Raw genomic sequence first — 17,428 nt, forward strand, 5'->3', positions numbered from 1 at the left:
AATTCGAACTAATGGATCAAGACGCAGCAGCACGACGGATCATGGATCAGTTCGGCGAAGAAAGCCGTATTCCTTACCTCAACATCGAGGAGGGCGACGTTGGAGTACTCATCTCCTTTCCGATCATCGGACTTCTCATCGCTGGCCTCACCGGAGTCGACTCACTTGCCCTTCCATTCGTAGTGGGCGGTCTCGGATTTGGCTTCGCAGTCATCTACGTCTCTCCCGATCACGTGAACGCGTGGACGTGGACGAAAGATGTCTACCGGTACGTCAAACGGCCGCAGGTTACGTTCAACGCACCAGCCGAGGCCGACAGCGAAACGAACGAGACCGTCCGCAATGAGGGCGGCCTCGCTAACTACACACCGTTCAAGCCTGATGAGCGAACGCAGGACCTCACGAACGTAGAGCGAGCATGGCCGGGTGCCGGAGCGATCCAGCGTACCGACGGCACCATGGAAGCGTTCATCGAGATCTCCCCGGGAAACATGGATTTCGCAATGTCGACTGACTGGGCACAGCTCCAGGAGGCAGGCGAAGAATTCGCCAACAAAGAACTCGATTCTAAGCTTAAGCTACACGCGACAACCCGTGCATTTCCGGTCGAACAAATCACCGAGACAATCGAAGAGCGACTCAGTGATGAGGACGTCACGCAGAATACGATCTTCCGTGAACTCCTCGAAGAATACCAAGAGACACGACCCAGAGAAATGCGCGAGCGGGGTACCCAACAGATGCGGTACTACATCGGCGTCGAGGTCACTCCGCTGGAAGTCTATGATCGCTTCCGGGACGAAGGTACGCCTGCTGAGAAGCTAACTCAGTTCCCCGTTATCGGGTTTCTGTTCAACCCATTTGTGACTCGGCGAGAAGATTTCACCGACGTTGAACGCCGCGTCAAGATGTTCGAGAAGCTCGATAGCCGAGTCAACGACATCCAGACGGAGTTCATTCAGCAAGCCTCTGGCTGGTCGGCGCGGCGTCTCAGCACCGTCGAGCTGTTCGTACTGAATATGGACTTCTGGAACGGTCGCGAGCACGATCAGGACGAGGCAGCACACGTTGTTCGCAAGCAACCGATCATCGGCCACTCATACCGGGAGGATGAGACCGATGAGTAGTGTTTTGCAGTCGAGTGGAGTTCTCGCCCAGCTTAGTGAGTATCTCCTGAATCCAACGTCGACTGAGGGTGCTGCCATCTACCTTGTGTTGATCGTCGGTATCGGCGTCGCCGGGAAAATTCTCTGGGAGAGGCGCAATACGGACGACGAACCGGAGGTCGACTTCACAGACCTCCTCGACGAGGAGACGCTTGAACAGGGTCAGGCCGAGGGCCAGCTGCTCGATGATATCTCTGAGTCCCACAAAACGGTGACCGCACCCGCAGCCATCGAATGGGACACACGAGCCGCTCACGTCGGTGAGCAGTGGACGTCGACACTCTACATCGCTGACTACCCTGATTATCCGAGCGACGGATATCTCAGTGATCTCTTCGAGCTAACTGACGTCGAATTCGATCTGACGACCCATATCACGCCGAAGAATCAACAACGAGCTCGGAACGAACTCCAAGATTTGGCTGACGATCTTCAAGTCGACGCCGATCTTGAACAGAGTATCCGTAGTTCCTACCTTCAGGAACGCGCCAACGAAGCCGCACTGACCTACAAAGCCGTCGAGAATGGGGCGAACGTCTTTGGGCAGGCACTCTTTGTCACCGTTCGAGCAGACGACAAGGACGACCTGCAGGACGCAGTCCAGAAGGTCAAGAGCGCACTCCGTGATGAGCCTGCGAACCTTATGCCAAAGACTGCGATATGTCGACAGGACCTCGCCTTGCAGTCTGCGGCCCCAATCGGGGGCAACGTCTTCGGTCGTGAATCAATCGCGCTCGGTGGGGCAGTTGGCGCATTACTCGCCTCACCGCACAACGCAACTATCCTGGAAGAAGGGGGAGTCGAGTTCGGGATTCACAAAGACAACCAGAGCCCTGTCGTGATCGATCCGTTTGACCGTGACAATGGGTATGCGATGTTCACCGTGGGCGATACCGGCTCTGGCAAGTCGTTTGGCTCGAAACAGAACTTCATCCGCTCTATCGAGCAGAGCAAGGACCGAATCGGGATCATCCTCGAACCGCTGAACAACTGGGCAGGCGTCTCCGAGGCCCTCGATGCGAAGCGAATTACCGTCGGTGGGACACTCGGTCTCAATCCTCTGGAGATTCGCCGTACGCCCGACCACGTCCAACGAGCGATGGGCGAGGATGCGAGCCCGTTCAACGAGAAGCTTGACGACGCCATGAGCTTCCTGACGAACTTCTTTGCCCTTCGTGGTATCTCGTTGGGAGACCGCCGAACAACACTTGAGTTGGGCCTCAAGCGCGCCTACAGACGCAACGAGATCTCCGACGACATCTCAACCCACGGCAATCCCAGTCCGACGATCCGCACGATGATGGACCTCTTCGAGGAGATGGTCGACAATCCAGAGGAGTTTGTCGTCCGATCGGACGAAGAAGCAGGGAAGATCCGCGAAGATGCGACGTGGCTCCTCGATCAGCTTCGACCCTTCGAAGAGGATGGTCGACACGCGAACCTCGGGAAGAATTCGGAGTTCGACATCCGCGACGAGAAGGTAATCTACCTCGATCTCGCCCAGCAGGAAGGCAGCGTCGACAGTAGCACGGCGCTCACAATGCAGTTGCTAATCTCGCTTGTCTACGAGCGAGCAAAAGAGACAGACAAGGAGGTCGTCTTCGTCATCGACGAGGCTCGCTACATCATGCAGGACGCGGCGAGTCTCTCATTCTTAGAGACGGTGTTCCGGCATCACCGACACCACGACCTCTCGATTCGACTGGTGACTCAGACTGTCGATGAGTTCTTCCAGCATACCGAATCCGAGGCGATCCTCGATCAGTGTGCGGTCAAACAGTTCCATCGCCTCGACGGAATGGACGACCAGTGGGCGAAGGAATTTGGGCTGAACTACGCCCAGATGCGCTACGTACAGGATGCGGTTCCCGGCAACGAGGAGGCTGGCTTTTCTGAGGCACTCGTCGGCGTCGACGGAGAGTGGCGCGGGATTCGGGTCGAAGCAATGGCCAAGGAGAAGCAGGTGATCGACTTCGATCCGAGCAAGGGACGGTCGACACTCCCCGGTGCTGGCGAGACAGCTATAGAGGGGGATACTGAGCGGTTCCGAGAGCAGCTAGAAAAGCAGTCGACCAATGGAGATGATCGACAATCAGACGCCGTCTCTCCGAAGCCCGACGGCGGTCTACTGGAGGGTGAGGACAATGCGTGAGTACCTCCGGGTTACACCCACATCTGAAGAAGTCACAGCCAGTGAGATTCCTACTGTTCTCACGAGCCTGCACAAACTGGCCAGTGAAGGGTCGGGTGGTCTACTGAACGCGTTGAATCCGCTGCACAGCAGCCACCCACCTCGGTTTGAATTTCTCGCACTCAGTGAGGGCAAAGACGAGCCAGTTGAGTTCTACTATGGTGTCGACGAACATTTTGACACACTGGAGACTCGTCTACGGTCTATCTACCCCACGACGTTCGATATCGAACGCGTCGAGGTCGACCTCGAAACAAAGCTTGTCCCGGCTGTTGAGTTCTCTCGTGAAGAGTTTGCAGAGGCAGTGAACGGTGGTGATTTACTGTATGAGTATGCTGACGAGGAGACGAGAACGGTAGCCAGCGATAGTCCCGAACATAGTGATGCAGACAAGGCAGCTTCGAGTACAGAACCGCCTGTGGAAGATGGTGGTATCGTAGCCGACGAAGACAGCGAGACGTGGATCGAGATCGGAGACAACGCTGTCGTGGTCGGCTCCTCGAATGCCCGCTCTCCTGATGACAGCCAACTCCCGAGTGACAAACCGACGTTGACGGATCGAGATACCATTCTCGCTCGTCCAGCCATAGATTCACTGCATCCCCGAGGAGTCCGCTGGTGTGGGACCGCCATTCGGAAGAAAGACTGGATGACGACGTTGACGCCCTTTACAGAGTCTCTGAACGGGACGTCGACCAGATCGATTACTTCCCCACTGGTGACACTCATCGACCAGTTGAGCGATATCGAACTCCCGATTGCATTTCAAGTCGTTTTCGAGCGCCGCGACAGCTGGAAGGCCGACGGAGACCTTCGGAAGGAGGATCTTGCGGATGGTCGTGATACACTCTCTCAAGAAATACTTGGGCCACTTCTGGAGTTCGATGATCAGTCGACGAGTACAACCGAACGGAAGCTGAGCGAGACAGTCCAAGAACGAATTGATCGGATCACGGCTAAAAATTCCAGTCGGACGTTCACAGCTAATTTGCGTGCTGTTGTAGTGCCACCTGAGAACGGTGAGCTACTCGACTCGCAGATTGCTTCCCTTCGACCTGTTTTTGATCCACTTGATGGCCCATTCTATGGAATAGAGGGCCAAGCAGTAGGAGATCGCGGATGGCGAGAAGCAACGAAGAAAAAGAAAGGCCGGACACTGCTCAAGCGTGTTCTCAATCGGGAGCTCACGACTGGCCGCGGAAAGACACGTCCCGATCTGGTACTGAGTGGCGACGAACTCGCCAACTTCATTCTCGTGCCTTCGGCTGACCAACTCAGCGTCGAGGGTACGAGAGGCACACGTGCAGAACAGCAGAGTCGAAATCCGCTGCCCCGTCCTCATCAGGATCTCATGCGTGAGTTCACTGATGGAATGGCCATCGGGTATGCACTCAGCGAGAATGGGGAGGCCGAAGACGTTCCGACACACATCCCGCCGGGCTTGCTACCAACGCACTACGGCCGATTCGGGACTACCGGTTCAGGAAAATCGAAGGCGCTGATCAACGACATCCTCTCACTGTACGAAAACACAGAGGGGCCGGTCATCCTCATCGATCCGAAAGGCGACGGGATGACCCAGAACTATATGCGGGCTCATGCTCGCAAGTTTGGAACCACCGACCTCGAAGAGAACGTGATCCACTTCCCGGTTCCTGATATCCTTCCCGGCTTTTCGTTCTTCGATCTCGAACCGTCGATGGAACGCGGTCGACGGCGTGTGGATGCTGTCCAGAGGAAGGCAGACCACAACGAAGAGATCCTGAAACTCGTGATGGGCGAGAATCGATACGAGCGGGCTACGGTTGCCCCCACGTTGATTAAGACTCTTATCAAGACCCTCTTCGATGAGGAGTATGGTCGGGAAAATGGGCTCTACCGTGAGTCGACCGACTATTTTGCTCACCGCCAGCTCGAATATGCTGTCGACAAGCTCTGGGAGGCTGGCCCACCACAACCGAATCCCGATGAAGCTCCTCAATCAGACGACGAGGAAGTCATTCGAGTGATTCGCCGGCAACTCCAACTCGACTCAAAGACGTTCGGGAACGTGATGGGCGGTGTGGGGAACCGTCTGGCATACATTTCGCAGGATACCCACCTGCGACGCATCTTCAACAACACCGAAAACCGGTTCGATTTCCGTGATCTCATCGACGAGAACACGGTCATCCTGTTCGACCTCGGCGATCTTCGCGAGGAGGCAGCCCGCATCATGACGGGTGTGATTCTGACCAATCTCGATGATGCGCTCAAAGAGCGAAAACGCGACCTCGCACAGTACCCAGAGGACTACGTTGTGAACCTGATCGTCGACGAGGCCGCATCGGTCGTGGTCTCGGGCATCATGAACGATCTCCTTGAAAAGGGTCGAGGCTTCCGCCTCTCGGTGGGCTTGTCGATGCAGTTTCCCGAACAGATGGAGGTCGAAGGCGGTCGGAAAGTCTACCTCAACGCCTTGAACAACATCGGGAGCTCGCTCATTGGGAAGATCAATGTCGACCGAGAGTTGGCCCGAGCAATGGCCCACGAGGAAATGGACCCCGTCGACTTCGCAAACCGGATTCGATCACTGCCTCGGGGGGAATGGATTGCCAGCCTGCCGAGTCCAACATTTGGAGAGACAGGACCGTATCCATTCAGTATCAAACCACTTCCAATTCCAGCAGGCCATCCCGAGAGCGACTACCCACTCACGCCTCGTGAAGAAGCTCAATTCGATGAAAAACTCTCGGCGATACATAGCCGAGCAACCAACACATTCGGAGTGCCGGAATCAGCAGCTCCTACCACACAAACACCAGCAGCGCTCCGTGAGGTTCTCAGCGTCACTGACGACAAACTGGATGTCGCCCTCGCAAAGGTAGTACGGAGTTTGCAGCTTCGAGATGGAGTCCGTGATGAAAATGGGGAGGTAGCAGTCGAGCAGGTCGATCAAGAACTCCGTCGACTGTTCGAAGACGTTGAGGTTGACCCGCCATCATACAATGAATTGGCAGACATCCGCCAACGCACCCGGTTCCTAGAGACGAGCGTCGATCTTGATGTCGACGAGGTCGTTGTTCGGCTCACTGCAGCGGGCGAAGACGTAGCTGCCCCCGACACAGGTGGGGTACAAGCTGCTGGTGGTAGTGGCCACGATGATGCACTCCTCCAGATCGAGGAGGAGCTCACTACGCTCGGATTTACCGTCTCGATTCTCTCACAGGATGGAAGTGAGAAGCCCGATGGACGGGCCACCCATCCCGAACTGGACGAAACGTTCGCTATTGAGGTCGAAACGACCACCCCAGAGAACCCAGCGAAGGTGCTCACTAACCTTCGGAAAGCTCAGCAAGCAGGAGAGATACCCCTCTTCGTCGTTCGCCCGGGAAATTCAGAGCTAGATTGGGCCAAGCGTGTCGAAGGAATCCTTTCGCCGCCTGTTCGAGAGCTTCAGAGCGGCGAGATACGATTCTACACCGACGACTCGCCAATCACATTCAATGGAGGTGCAACCGAAGAGGGCGGAGTCACTGCTATTCGCCCCGTTACAGGAAGTGACGACAACCGTCGAAGCATCTGGGTGCGAGAAGACGATTCGATTGTTCTCTACGATGGAACTCGAACAGAGTACGTACGATTGGGATCGCTTTCAGCAGTGACGAAAGACCGCGTTCCCGCAATATACAGCTATGATCACACCGCGAACGAGTATCTGGTTTACGAGCCCGGTGAAACTCATACTTACGAGTCGAAAACAGCGTTTGAGAAAGAGTGGGTTCCGATCAAAATCCCGTTTGTCCCAGAAGATTGTCTCCAAGAGCCTGCCTTTGGGAGCGATTCTTATTGCATCGTCATCCTCCCCGTCGACGGTGAACCAATGGCCTACTCTGACGGAGTCACGAGCCCACTCCATACGCTCTTAGAGACTTCATTCACCACTGTTCAACCTGAGTCGACGGGTGATGGGACTCATTCCTCAGATGGGGAACAAGGTTCTGGGTCGACAACCTCTGAGGAAAATTCCCACGGTGAGCAGCCAACAACTCCCTCTCAAGAATCAAGTTGGAAGGACGATCCAGATGCTGCAATCGGACAGTTTGCATCGCAGTGGATCGTCGAAGATGAGGACGGAGTGGCAACTTCAGTCGAGGTCTATGAGGTGTATCAGTCGTGGGCTGAAAAGCAGGATATAGAGCCGGACTCAAAGAGCTGGTTCGGTCGGCGTCTCAACAATCAAATCTCGTTTGAACGAACGACTGAACGACAGGATGGCGTTCCTATACGATGCTACAAGGGCATCAGACTCAGACATGGCGAGGTTGGAGATGAATAACAGATTTAGATGTTTCAGCCGCTCTGGGGCGGGTGAACAGCATTTCGTGTTACTCCGATACTGTTCGACTACTATTGCCCGACGAAAAACGCAAAAACGCAAGACGGAGTGCTGTTACAGCAAATTCAAGCTTGGCGTAACACAGCGGTGTCTTAACGATTATGCCGTACATGCTGTTCAGGCTAATCTCACGGGATTTCCTGCTCAAATTGGAAATCCGTTACGGCAAAAACCAACTAGTATAGGACGGGGGGTCCCCGTTGGGACCAAGGGATTGGATCGGAATTCGGCACGGCGTGAATTTTGTCGACGCTCGATGGCGATGAGAGCGATGGATGGAGAGAAAAAATGAGCAACAGAGTACTGGCAGATAAGACAACTATTCCGGAGACAATCTGCGAACGTGAACAGTGGGTCTGCTGGAAGAAAACTCAACGAGATGGCAACACAACAAAAATACCGGTAACTCCTGGAGGTGGTGGGTTCGCATCGTCGACTGACCCCGAGACATGGGCTGGTTTCGAAATCGCCCTCGAATACGCCCGAACAGGGAAGGCCGATGGCGTGGGATTCGTCTTTACTGACGACGATCCGATTGTCGGCGTCGACCTCGATGACTGTCGCGATCCCGAGACTGGTGAGGTCGACTCTGAGGCCCAGGACATCATCGAACGGCTCGACTCCTATACAGAAATCTCGCCGTCTGGAACCGGCTATCATGTGCTCATCGAAGGCGAACTCCCCGAAGGCCGAAACCGACGGGGACACATTGAACTGTACGACAGGGCTCGGTTTTTCACCGTCACCGGAGAGCACATCCAGGAGACTCCGACCCACATAGCGCGTCGACAAGACGCACTCGTGGCTATCCATCGTGAATACGTCCAAAGGTCCAGCAGTGATGAGAAGTCCAACTCACCGAATCGTGGGGGATCTGAGGACCAGTCAGACACCATTGATAGTACTGACGCTACGGTCGACAACGCGAACGCTGATCTCGATGATGAGAAACTCTTGGAGAAAGCTCGGCGTGCTTCAAACGGACCGAAGTTCGAGCGACTCTGGGGAGGGAACACTGGTGGATATGAAAGCAACTCTGAGGCCGATATGGCCTTGTGTTGTTTACTGGCTTTCTGGAGTGGCGGTAACCAGAGACAAATGGATCGGTTGTTCCGTCAGTCGGGCTTGCTGCGTGAGAAATGGGATGAGGTCCACTTTGCCGATGGGTCGACCTACGGTGAGAAGACTATCGAGAGAGCGATTTCGAACACCTCGGAGTTCTACGATCCTGGTCGTGGGAACCAATCCAAGCAATCTCAAATCACGAGTGAACCATCGGGTGAGGCTACCACTGATGTTGGCGTTGTCGTAGAGGAATCAACACGTAGTCAGGCGTATCTCACCGAGAAAAATCGACTCTTGGCCGAGCGTGTCGACGAACTCGAAGCCACGCTTGAACAGAAAAACGAGCGTGTCGATGCACTCGAAACTGAAAATCAACGACTCAAAGATGAGCTGACCAGTCGTGATCAGGAGACACAACCAGTTCTCCAGGAAGACGTAGAGGAGTCTAGCACAGACTCTATGTGGAAACGGACTAAGCAGCGGTTCTCACGTAGATAAGACGAGTCGACTCGCCAATATTGAATAATATATGCGACCCTAGGAAAGATATTTTTGCTATGGGGGCGAATTAGTAGCAATGACCGATATCAACGAACGGATGGTCGACGAGTGGGTGGAGTCGACTACGGCCCGAGAGCGCATCAAAGAGATACTCGAGGAGACAACCACCTATTCGAAAGTAAGCGCCATTGCAGACCGCGCTCGCGTGAGCGAACCGACTACCAGAAAGTACCTCAATGAACTCGTCGAGGAGGGGATCGGCACCACCGAACAGGACGGCCGTACTACCCTGTACAAACGCAATCAAGGTCGACTCGTCGATAGACGGATCGAAGAACTGCGCACGACGTGTTCACACCAAGAACTGGTCGAGGCCGTCCAGGAGATGAAAGAATCAATCGCGGAGTTCCGTGAGACCTACGGCGTTGAGAGTCCCGAGGATCTCGTGATCGAACTCGAACCCGGCGACGAGGGATGGAGTGATATCGGACAGTGGCAGTCGACACGTCGCAACCTTGCGATTGCGAAGGCTGCTATCCAGGTTGACGAAGCACACCGACTGGCCGAGGCCGAAGTGTGACAGACGACTGAGATCGAGTCGACACGGGTGGCCCTGATTCAGATCTAATGGTACGGGTTCGGACGATCGCCGAGGACTACGAACCACTGGTCACCTCTACTGAATTCGACGATCTACTCAATCCAGGAGCAGTTCATCTCTATCTCGGCGATGGTATTGAGGCCGAATCCGGTCGATTCGACGTTACCTGGACGACTAAGAGATATTATTCTATGATTACAGTGCTCTATTATTTGATCGTGGTCTGTTACAGTGTGAATCTATATCGACCAGATACGCAGAGTAGTGTGTTGGCACACTAGTATTTAAATAAGCGGACCATCTTAATTGTGTATGAGCAGTGAACACGTCGACTCCGAGAGCAAGGTGTCGGGGAATCAGGCAAATATCCCCGCTCGTATCCGTCGAGAGCTCGATATAGACGACGGTGACAAACTCCGCTGGCAGATCGAAGATGACGGGACACTTCGTGTCCAGATCGTCCAACAGCACACTGGGACATTCAGCGAGTTCGAGGGCTACGACGGCGACGAACAAACCGACGTCACCAACGACCATGACGCGTGGGGCGTCGACACCGAATAAATGCCACGTGCACTCGTCGACACGACTGTCCTCTTTGCAGCAGCCTACTCCCGCGACGGAGCCCACGACGATGGCCTCGAAATCCTCCACGGAATCGATACCGCTGGGCTCCCCGAGGCGGTTGTCCTCGATTATGTGCTTGCAGAGACGCTGAACGGACTGACGACACACGCGGGCCACGAGTCAGCTGTCGACTTCCTTGACCGACTCGAAGAAAACACTCGCTTCCATATTGACTCACTGACTGCCGACACACTGGCAACGGCCAAGGCACTCTTTCGACAGTATGAACGGTTCTCCTTCGTCGACGCCTGCATTGTCGCCTATATGCAAACCGAAGGACTGGGCTATCTGTATGCGTTCGACGATGATTTCGATGCAGCCGAAGATGTCTACCGTCTCGACACTGCCACAAATCCGTATCAACCCGATTGACACTCGCTGTCTTCCAACTGTGGCGCGATACAGTTGAGACCGGTGACCTTCGATTACTCCAACAGCCGAATCCGCCGTAGGAACTTCGGTCGGCATACGGAGCTCTCCGTGTTTGTGTTCGTTACGACTCCGCATTTTATCGCCCCCTGAGGGGTGAGGGCGCACAAAAGACGCCTTCTGTACTACCTATGTCGACTGAATACAACCCACAACAGTACCAACTGAATCCAAACCAGACCGACTATACGACCGATCCACCGTGGGCAGATCTCGAACTCACCGTGCCCAACGATCGGAGCCCGATCTCCATTGTTTCCTTCGTCGAGTGTGTCCTCGTCGAGCTCACCCACGAACCGGTGGCTGCCGAGTACGTTTCATCGGAGATCTGGGGCGAGAAGCGAACACGATTTTTCGCCGTCGACGATACGGGCGAGCGGTTCCAAAAGCAGTATTCTGATGACCGACTGGGCGAGCATAATACGCTGCTCAGTCGTCGACGTGTTCGAAACGCGCTGATCAACCGACTGTCGCGTGAAACTGTGGGAACGAAGCGAGGTATCCAGGAGTCGGTCGAGGAGCCAGATACCTTCCGTGTGAGGCCGCTTCGGGAGTTGGAACTCTAATGTTCCGAGAATACGACCACGTTGAGGGCGGCACGCTGGTCTACGATGTTCGAACTGAACACCGTGTTCACCTTACTCGTGAAGTCACGATCGGCCGCCAGCTGCTCGGCTTTACGAACGTCAGTGACTGGGACAAGATCCGCTCGGAACTCACCCGCCGCGGCCATGGTGTCGGCGCAATACACCAGCTTCCCGTCTTCAAGGGTGGTCTGTAATGGGGCCATTCGATCTCACTGACCGACGAGCGTGTGGTCACCCGAACGGTCACTGTCCCGAGTGCGGGCAACCGACGCCGTCACTGCGTGCCGAGTACTGCTCGATTGCCTGCCGATATGATTCCCAGGAGGCCCAGAGGTGGAAGCAGTATGAGCCCCCGAGCCGAGAGTCTACACGGCGGCCGACTGACGCAGAACTCGCCGAGCGAGAACCCGAGCGGCCAGCCCATCCAGAACAAGGATACCGTCGACGGGGACGCCGGGACTAGCGAAGAAATCCGTCGACGGAAGCCTCGGTCGCTGTGGTGATATTCTTGTGAGTATGCTTCTGCAAGACTTAGTCTCTAAGTATAGCAAAAGTGCATTGCTTGACTTCATGTAGAACGTTCTAATTGTGATATCCCAAGGCCCTGTACCTCTCATGAAGACACAATGAGGAGCCGTCGACATGAAAAGTCAATTGGATAGTATTTCTACGGGTTATATATAGGGTCAAAGTTAGGACATGATATGGCTACGCTGAACTCCCTTCGGCCTGCGATTAGTGGTCTCATCCGTAATCCAATCCTCTTGGTTATCACAGGGTTATATACACTCTTACAAATTCCTCAACTGGTTCTTCAATCACAGTCTCCATTGATTTCTGCACTGGTTTCGTTACTGATGACTGGTGTCTTACTCGTCTTGCTTCCGTTCTACCAAGGTGGTCTCATTGGAATGGCTAATGAAGCACTGGCTGGCCACACACAAATTAGGTCTTTCATTCAGGCAGGAAAATCAAATTATATTTCACTGTTATTATCATATCTCGTCATACTAGCAGTAAATATTCTGTTTGGAATTGCCGGATTTGTTTTATTCTTTGCTGGTGGTCTAGGCTTTGTTATTGGGAATGGACAGCCGAGTACTGCAGTAATAGCGATTATCGGTATTCTTGGGCTTCTCATTGTTGTCGCCTATCTTCTAATCGTCATTAGTATCCAGTTCTACGCCCATGCCATTGTTCTCAGTGATACCAAGATTATTGAGGGATTCAAGTATAGTGTCAAGCTTGTCCGTCAGAATCTCTTCAGTGTTGCTGGGTATTCTGTTATTATGTTCTTTGGAGGTGCTCTTATTGGCCTCCTAGGTGGGGTGTCGTCAATCCTATTTTCACCACAACCCGCGTTAGGCACTGCTCTACCGGATATTTCGTTGCCACTGGTTATTCTTATATTAGCAATCTCTCTGATTTTGACTGCAATTTTTGGTGCATTCTACGGTGTATACTCAGTTGCATTCTACCAAAAAATTAACCCAGATTAAAACAGACACCAAATGAAACAACGTGATATGATGGATAGATAACTACATCGAATCATTTTCCTTCTTATTGTCTTACAAACACATATGTCCCTACTACGGTCACATCCGTATGCCGCCACGCTCGTCCTTCTCGTCTTTGGAGTCGTACTTATCCTCTCGTTTGTCGCCCTCGGGGCGACGGTTTCGGACCCAACGTACTCGATGGAGCCGTTCGATCCAAACAATAACGTAGAGCCACTTCGGTACACTCCTGAAGTTCGGCAGTTCAACGCCGATACGCAGCCAACAGCACATGCTGATGCAGTCAATACTGCAATCGAGACTGGTGGGTTCACAGGCCAACTTGACGGCGATCTCAGCCACATTGATGGAGAAGGATTCTCGTACCTCATCGTCGACCAGGCGGTCTATGAGTATCACTCCGAATCCACCGGCGATGAAGTGACGATCACGATGAACCCTATCGATGCTGAAACTGTCGCACACGAAGTTGCAACACCGTACGAAGACGCCTCCACAACGACACGGGAGGCGATCGACACCGGCGAACCCGTGACTGGTAAGATAGAATCAGGCTGGATTGTTATCGATGACGGCACCTACTACAGTGCCGAGTTTGTTGAATCAGGAGTGATTGTCAGCCAGTTCATTGTTAGACCAGTGGGAGCACTGTTGATCTCCGTCGGGGGTGCGTTTACCGCTGCTGGTCTCTGGTTGCTTCAGTCGTTTATTCGTGGAGAGACCCGCCCACTCAGCGAAAAGAGTGCGGCTGGTGTGGCGCTTGCATCAGGTGGGGTCACGCTAGGTGCAATAACACTGTTCCGATCCGGAACGAGCGTTCTGATAACCCCCAATAGCATCGTACTTGCCATCGCGACAGGAGTACTGCCACTGATTGGTGTTCTTCTGGCGCGTGAACGGTACCTCAGAATCGGAGTTATACTCGTCGCAATCCCTATTTTCCTTACACTCTGGACGATTCCGACATTTCTGACATCGGGTGTCAATTCTGGCATCTTATCAGCTGGATTTGCCTTGTTTGGGCTCTTACTCGTCGGTGTTATCGGATCACCACTCATCGTGTATGGTTATCGGTTTACACCTTCCTAAGGTATCTTTTCGTGTTCCACTTTCAGGATTAGCGATATCCGCACAGATGCGCATACGGTACAATTAATTTTCATATGTGTTGACTGCGCGATCTGAGCGCAACCTGATCCTCTGAACTACGATTATTCCAACTGTGACAGGTATGGCTTGTCGACATTCTTGCGGTACTCACCCAGTTCAGTCTCAACAATGTGTGCTACTCTTTGACTATGAGTTCAGCAACCAATCCTCGTTCCACAGAACTGTCATCTCTATCGCGGTTCTGTTCATGTTAATCGGCGGGAAACAGGACAGCCCGACTTCGCCGCTGGGTTCTCATTCAGACCGAGGAATATGACTTTCTAACTCTGCTCTCTGCTGTACAAGCGCTCGCAGTCTTGCATATCTGTTGTATTGATGATCTAACTGTCGACTGTTGAGACGAGTTGTATGGCTGGCCTTCTGGTGATCGTGGTCTGGTCTGTATTTGTTGACGGCCCGTCCCGCTCGCTGTCTACCGCCTTCAGCGACGCTCGCGACAGACCATTCCGGGCTGCGGCGAGCAAGCTCGCCGTTCCGGGCTAAAGTGAATGTGGCTTCGACGCCAGCGGGTATCTCTCGGGGGTTGCGCTGTGCCGTGCTCACCCCGCGAGACATACTCCGCTGGACGCTTGCTTCAGGCAGACACCGGGTCACTCACTGCGTTCGTGCCCCGAGCCTCACCTCGCTGCGCTCGCTGAGACTGCGCGCGGTCCTGGATTAGTTTCCTGCTTCGGACACGCTCTCACTCGCGCCCAGCGGCGCTCGTGAAGGCGCGAGCGAGAGCGTGTGATGGTTGAGTTGGTTAATCGAGAGAGCCACGGCTGGAGAGTCGTGGTGTCGGAAAAAGACGCCGAGTGAGCGCCTTCGGAGCATATACTCCAATGAGAAATAGGAATCTAATCAGTAATGAAGTTTCGGTCGATGAACAGGCGTTCGAAAATGCAGATGAAGTGACGGTCGACGAGGATGGCTTCGAGGTCGTCGATGAGACTCCTGAGTTCCGGCCGTCGGTGCAGATGGAAATCCAGGCGAAAGTCGATTCAAACCACCCAGATGCGCGTCTCGAAGCAGGCCCGGATCACATATACGGAAAGACCCTCGTTCAGGAAGAGCGTATCCAGGGGCGGGAAGCGGAGTTAGCATCGATTAGTGCGAAGGCGGTATTCGGAAGTCAGGAGGGACGAGAAGAGCGGACCCGAGAGATCGTGGTCAAAGAGACGACGGCGCGGCGTGTGGAGTTCCTGAAGCGGGCGGGCTGTGTGAATCCGATGGTTCATCCAGATCGGGCAGATCCTCGTGAGATGCTTCCTCCTGAGCAGTTGGGGGCGGTGAACAGAGAGGCGATGCGGTTGGCCGAGAAATTGAATGGCTGGTCGACGGCGGCGATTGGTCGACAGTTGGGTGAAGCCGTAGTCGGCGGCTTGGATCTGACGAGTGCGGTGGTTGGAACGTTCGAGAAATTACAGACGGCCCCCGGAGCGGTGGTTCCAATCGGGAAGTTGGAGGCGATCAATCGAGAAGAGGTGAGCATTGCGGGTCGAGTAGTCCAATTGTGGGATTCATCGAGTCCAGCGATTGCCCAGGTGGGACTCATAGAGGATGAGAGCGGGCGAACAAAATTCACGAGCTGGGTGAAGTCGGATGCGAAGTGGGTCCAGGAAGGCGAGCAGGTGTGCATACACGGAGCGGCTAAGAGCTGGTACCAAGGGCGCGTGTCGGTGGCTGTGACGGGGTGGTCGACCATTCACACTCCTGAGCGCGGTCGGTGGTGGGAGTAGCCGGTCGAGGCGGTCTTCTTTTTTTGCTCTATGCCGGAGCCGACCCAAACCCCACCTCCCCACCCACCGCTCCGTGCTCGCTCGGTGAGACTAACCCGTTCGTCTCACCGGTTCTCATTCGCAGGCTCACGAGAACGCCGCTGTGCGCGCAGCCACGACCTTGACAGCAACGTTAGGTGGGAGAGAGTACATTTCGTCTGCTTCAGATCATCAGGTGGTAGACGACTCTCAAAGGTTGGGTAGCGTTAATTCGACGTCGACACTAACGTATTCTGGGCTGGCTGTCAGTCGCCAGATTCGCAGATACATTCATGACCTTGTCGAGATCGGCCTACGATAAACTCGTGAATCTCGCTGGCAAGCTCATACATTGCCTCTGCACGGTCAGCTGCTGCAAGACCATCTTGATAGTACGTCTTCGCCCGGTGTTCTCGCCACAGGTCAGCTAAATCCTCGGCGACCGATTCAGCGAAAAGCCCGATAGCGGCCGCTTCTCGATACACTCTTGCATGTGTGCCAGGAAGGTCGTTTGGATCCATTGTTCCTCGTTCGAGCAAGCGAAACTCGACTGTCCGTTCGATTGCGACAAACGAGGCCTCAATCACGAGTGTGTAGTATTCTGCATCCCGAAGTGTGTCGGCACCGGCGAGCAGTCGACATCCCTTTCGCAACTGGAGGAGTGCAGCATCCTCGACATCAAGGCCTGGTTCGATTTGTGTCGGTCGTCGGTCGAATGCTGCTTGGACCTCGTTGACTAATTGGTCGATTCGGGTACTACTCATCGGCCATTACCTCTTTGCGGACTGATTGCAGTTTCCCGTCTTCATATACTGTACTTCCCTCCAAGAAGATCTCACGAAGCTTTGATCCCGCTCTTTGGGCACTGTCTGCGGATTCGACGTATGGCTCAAACTCAAATCGATCCCCATCGAATCGCTGGTCTTGGAGGTCGGCGGTGACATCGGTTACGACCCTCCGAGCAGGTGTTCGATCTCCGTCGACTACAACGAAGAGGTCAATATCGCTTTGTCGATCAGCTTCAGCGCGAGCGACGCTTCCGAAGACGACAATTCCAAGAAGTGAGTCGACATCATCTGTGTCAATGATTGCTTCCTGGATCTGGTCGACGAACGCTCGGATCGGCTTGTGGAACTCCGATTGTTCGATGGCCAGTATAGGGTCGTCTTTTTCGAGATTATTTGTGTTGATCGACACGTAGTTTCGTTGTGGCGTCTCTCGAATGTGGACCGCATCAATACTATCGAGTAAGTCGACAGCCCTCCATACCGTTGAGCGAGCGACGTCCGTGGCGTCGACGAGTTCAGGAATGGTGAACTCTGTCTCGTGAGCATCGGCTAGAAGGCGGAGGATATCATCTGCTGCCTCAATGCGAAACACCCCCGCATCGGTATTTGGATCTGGATCAATACAGATCCGCATCTCTTGTTTCGTCATGTCGGACACTGTCTTATCTT

Annotated in this window: 15 protein-coding genes; 13 read left to right on the plus strand and 2 right to left on the minus strand. The window is 54.1% G+C overall.

Translation table 11 applies throughout. From position 1 onward, the window contains the following. Positions 1–11 precede the first annotated feature (11 nt). The 13 genes from HALTADL_RS06175 to HALTADL_RS06235 all read left to right on the plus strand — a co-directional run bounded on the left by HALTADL_RS06175 (position 12) and on the right by HALTADL_RS06235 (position 15,953). Complete coding sequence (locus HALTADL_RS06175) at positions 12–1,127, plus strand: hypothetical protein (protein ID WP_089672977.1); 1,116 nt, start codon at positions 12–14, stop codon at positions 1,125–1,127. Then, the gene (locus tag HALTADL_RS06180) at positions 1,120–3,318 is read left to right on the plus strand and encodes a VirB4 family type IV secretion system protein (RefSeq protein WP_089672976.1); all 2,199 of its coding nucleotides are present in this window, start codon (positions 1,120–1,122) and stop codon (positions 3,316–3,318) included. The genes HALTADL_RS06175 and HALTADL_RS06180 overlap by 8 nt, the downstream gene beginning before the upstream one ends. Continuing rightward, positions 3,311–7,675 (plus strand): helicase HerA domain-containing protein, encoded by a 4,365-nt coding sequence (locus HALTADL_RS06185; protein WP_089672975.1) that lies wholly within the window; start codon positions 3,311–3,313, stop codon positions 7,673–7,675. The genes HALTADL_RS06180 and HALTADL_RS06185 overlap by 8 nt, the downstream gene beginning before the upstream one ends. A gap of 348 nt (positions 7,676–8,023) precedes the next feature. Then, on the plus strand, positions 8,024–9,298 hold the full coding sequence (locus HALTADL_RS06190; protein WP_088901729.1) for a phage NrS-1 polymerase family protein: 1,275 nt from the start codon (positions 8,024–8,026) through the stop codon (positions 9,296–9,298). A gap of 79 nt (positions 9,299–9,377) precedes the next feature. Then, the gene (locus HALTADL_RS06195) at positions 9,378–9,881 is read left to right on the plus strand and encodes a winged helix-turn-helix domain-containing protein (protein WP_088901728.1); all 504 of its coding nucleotides are present in this window, start codon (positions 9,378–9,380) and stop codon (positions 9,879–9,881) included. Positions 9,882–10,214: 333 nt separating this feature from the next. Further along, the gene (locus tag HALTADL_RS06205; protein ID WP_088901727.1) at positions 10,215–10,466 is read left to right on the plus strand and encodes an AbrB/MazE/SpoVT family DNA-binding domain-containing protein; all 252 of its coding nucleotides are present in this window, start codon (positions 10,215–10,217) and stop codon (positions 10,464–10,466) included. Next, the gene (locus HALTADL_RS06210; RefSeq protein WP_088901726.1) at positions 10,467–10,901 is read left to right on the plus strand and encodes a PIN domain-containing protein; all 435 of its coding nucleotides are present in this window, start codon (positions 10,467–10,469) and stop codon (positions 10,899–10,901) included. It abuts the gene before it with no gap. Between the two features lie 188 nt (positions 10,902–11,089). After that, on the plus strand, positions 11,090–11,524 hold the full coding sequence (locus HALTADL_RS06215; protein ID WP_088901725.1) for a hypothetical protein: 435 nt from the start codon (positions 11,090–11,092) through the stop codon (positions 11,522–11,524). Then, complete coding sequence (locus HALTADL_RS06220) at positions 11,524–11,739, plus strand: hypothetical protein (protein ID WP_088901724.1); 216 nt, start codon at positions 11,524–11,526, stop codon at positions 11,737–11,739. The genes HALTADL_RS06215 and HALTADL_RS06220 overlap by 1 nt, the downstream gene beginning before the upstream one ends. A gap of 150 nt (positions 11,740–11,889) precedes the next feature. Continuing rightward, positions 11,890–12,048, plus strand: coding sequence for a hypothetical protein (locus HALTADL_RS17220; RefSeq protein ID WP_162551682.1), 159 nt, complete (start codon positions 11,890–11,892; stop codon positions 12,046–12,048). A 201-nt stretch (positions 12,049–12,249) separates the two neighbouring features. Then, complete coding sequence (locus tag HALTADL_RS06225) at positions 12,250–13,044, plus strand: DUF7847 domain-containing protein (RefSeq protein WP_143054157.1); 795 nt, start codon at positions 12,250–12,252, stop codon at positions 13,042–13,044. Positions 13,045–13,128: 84 nt separating this feature from the next. Beyond that, entirely contained in the window at positions 13,129–14,154 is a 1,026-nt protein-coding gene (locus HALTADL_RS06230; RefSeq protein ID WP_089672972.1) for a hypothetical protein, read from the plus strand. Between the two features lie 902 nt (positions 14,155–15,056). After that, positions 15,057–15,953 (plus strand): DNA-binding protein, encoded by an 897-nt coding sequence (locus HALTADL_RS06235; protein WP_089672971.1) that lies wholly within the window; start codon positions 15,057–15,059, stop codon positions 15,951–15,953. A 284-nt stretch (positions 15,954–16,237) separates the two neighbouring features. Here the strand turns inward: HALTADL_RS06235 and HALTADL_RS06240 are convergent, their stop codons facing one another. Next, positions 16,238–16,735 carry a hypothetical protein gene (locus tag HALTADL_RS06240; protein ID WP_089672970.1) on the minus strand — a complete coding sequence of 166 codons (498 nt, stop codon included), beginning with the start codon at positions 16,733–16,735 and terminating at the stop codon, positions 16,238–16,240. Then, positions 16,728–17,408 carry a nucleotidyltransferase domain-containing protein gene (locus HALTADL_RS06245; RefSeq protein WP_089672969.1) on the minus strand — a complete coding sequence of 227 codons (681 nt, stop codon included), beginning with the start codon at positions 17,406–17,408 and terminating at the stop codon, positions 16,728–16,730. The genes HALTADL_RS06240 and HALTADL_RS06245 overlap by 8 nt, the downstream gene beginning before the upstream one ends. Positions 17,409–17,428: the final 20 nt, after the last annotated feature.

The sequence above is a fragment of the Halohasta litchfieldiae genome (assembly GCF_002788215.1).
Classification (GTDB): Archaea; Halobacteriota; Halobacteria; order Halobacteriales; family Haloferacaceae; genus Halohasta; species Halohasta litchfieldiae.

Coding starts and splice junctions, on each gene's coding strand:
- HALTADL_RS06175 (WP_089672977.1), top strand. CDS start 12: ATGGATCAAGACGCAGCAGCACGACGGATCATGGATCAGTTCGGCGAA.
- HALTADL_RS06180 (WP_089672976.1), top strand. CDS start 1,120: ATGAGTAGTGTTTTGCAGTCGAGTGGAGTTCTCGCCCAGCTTAGTGAG.
- HALTADL_RS06185 (WP_089672975.1), top strand. CDS start 3,311: ATGCGTGAGTACCTCCGGGTTACACCCACATCTGAAGAAGTCACAGCC.
- HALTADL_RS06190 (WP_088901729.1), top strand. CDS start 8,024: ATGAGCAACAGAGTACTGGCAGATAAGACAACTATTCCGGAGACAATC.
- HALTADL_RS06195 (WP_088901728.1), top strand. CDS start 9,378: ATGACCGATATCAACGAACGGATGGTCGACGAGTGGGTGGAGTCGACT.
- HALTADL_RS06205 (WP_088901727.1), top strand. CDS start 10,215: ATGAGCAGTGAACACGTCGACTCCGAGAGCAAGGTGTCGGGGAATCAG.
- HALTADL_RS06210 (WP_088901726.1), top strand. CDS start 10,467: ATGCCACGTGCACTCGTCGACACGACTGTCCTCTTTGCAGCAGCCTAC.
- HALTADL_RS06215 (WP_088901725.1), top strand. CDS start 11,090: ATGTCGACTGAATACAACCCACAACAGTACCAACTGAATCCAAACCAG.
- HALTADL_RS06220 (WP_088901724.1), top strand. CDS start 11,524: ATGTTCCGAGAATACGACCACGTTGAGGGCGGCACGCTGGTCTACGAT.
- HALTADL_RS17220 (WP_162551682.1), top strand. CDS start 11,890: ATGAGCCCCCGAGCCGAGAGTCTACACGGCGGCCGACTGACGCAGAAC.
- HALTADL_RS06225 (WP_143054157.1), top strand. CDS start 12,250: ATGGCTACGCTGAACTCCCTTCGGCCTGCGATTAGTGGTCTCATCCGT.
- HALTADL_RS06230 (WP_089672972.1), top strand. CDS start 13,129: ATGTCCCTACTACGGTCACATCCGTATGCCGCCACGCTCGTCCTTCTC.
- HALTADL_RS06235 (WP_089672971.1), top strand. CDS start 15,057: ATGAGAAATAGGAATCTAATCAGTAATGAAGTTTCGGTCGATGAACAG.
- HALTADL_RS06240 (WP_089672970.1), bottom strand. CDS start 16,735: ATGAGTAGTACCCGAATCGACCAATTAGTCAACGAGGTCCAAGCAGCA.
- HALTADL_RS06245 (WP_089672969.1), bottom strand. CDS start 17,408: ATGACGAAACAAGAGATGCGGATCTGTATTGATCCAGATCCAAATACC.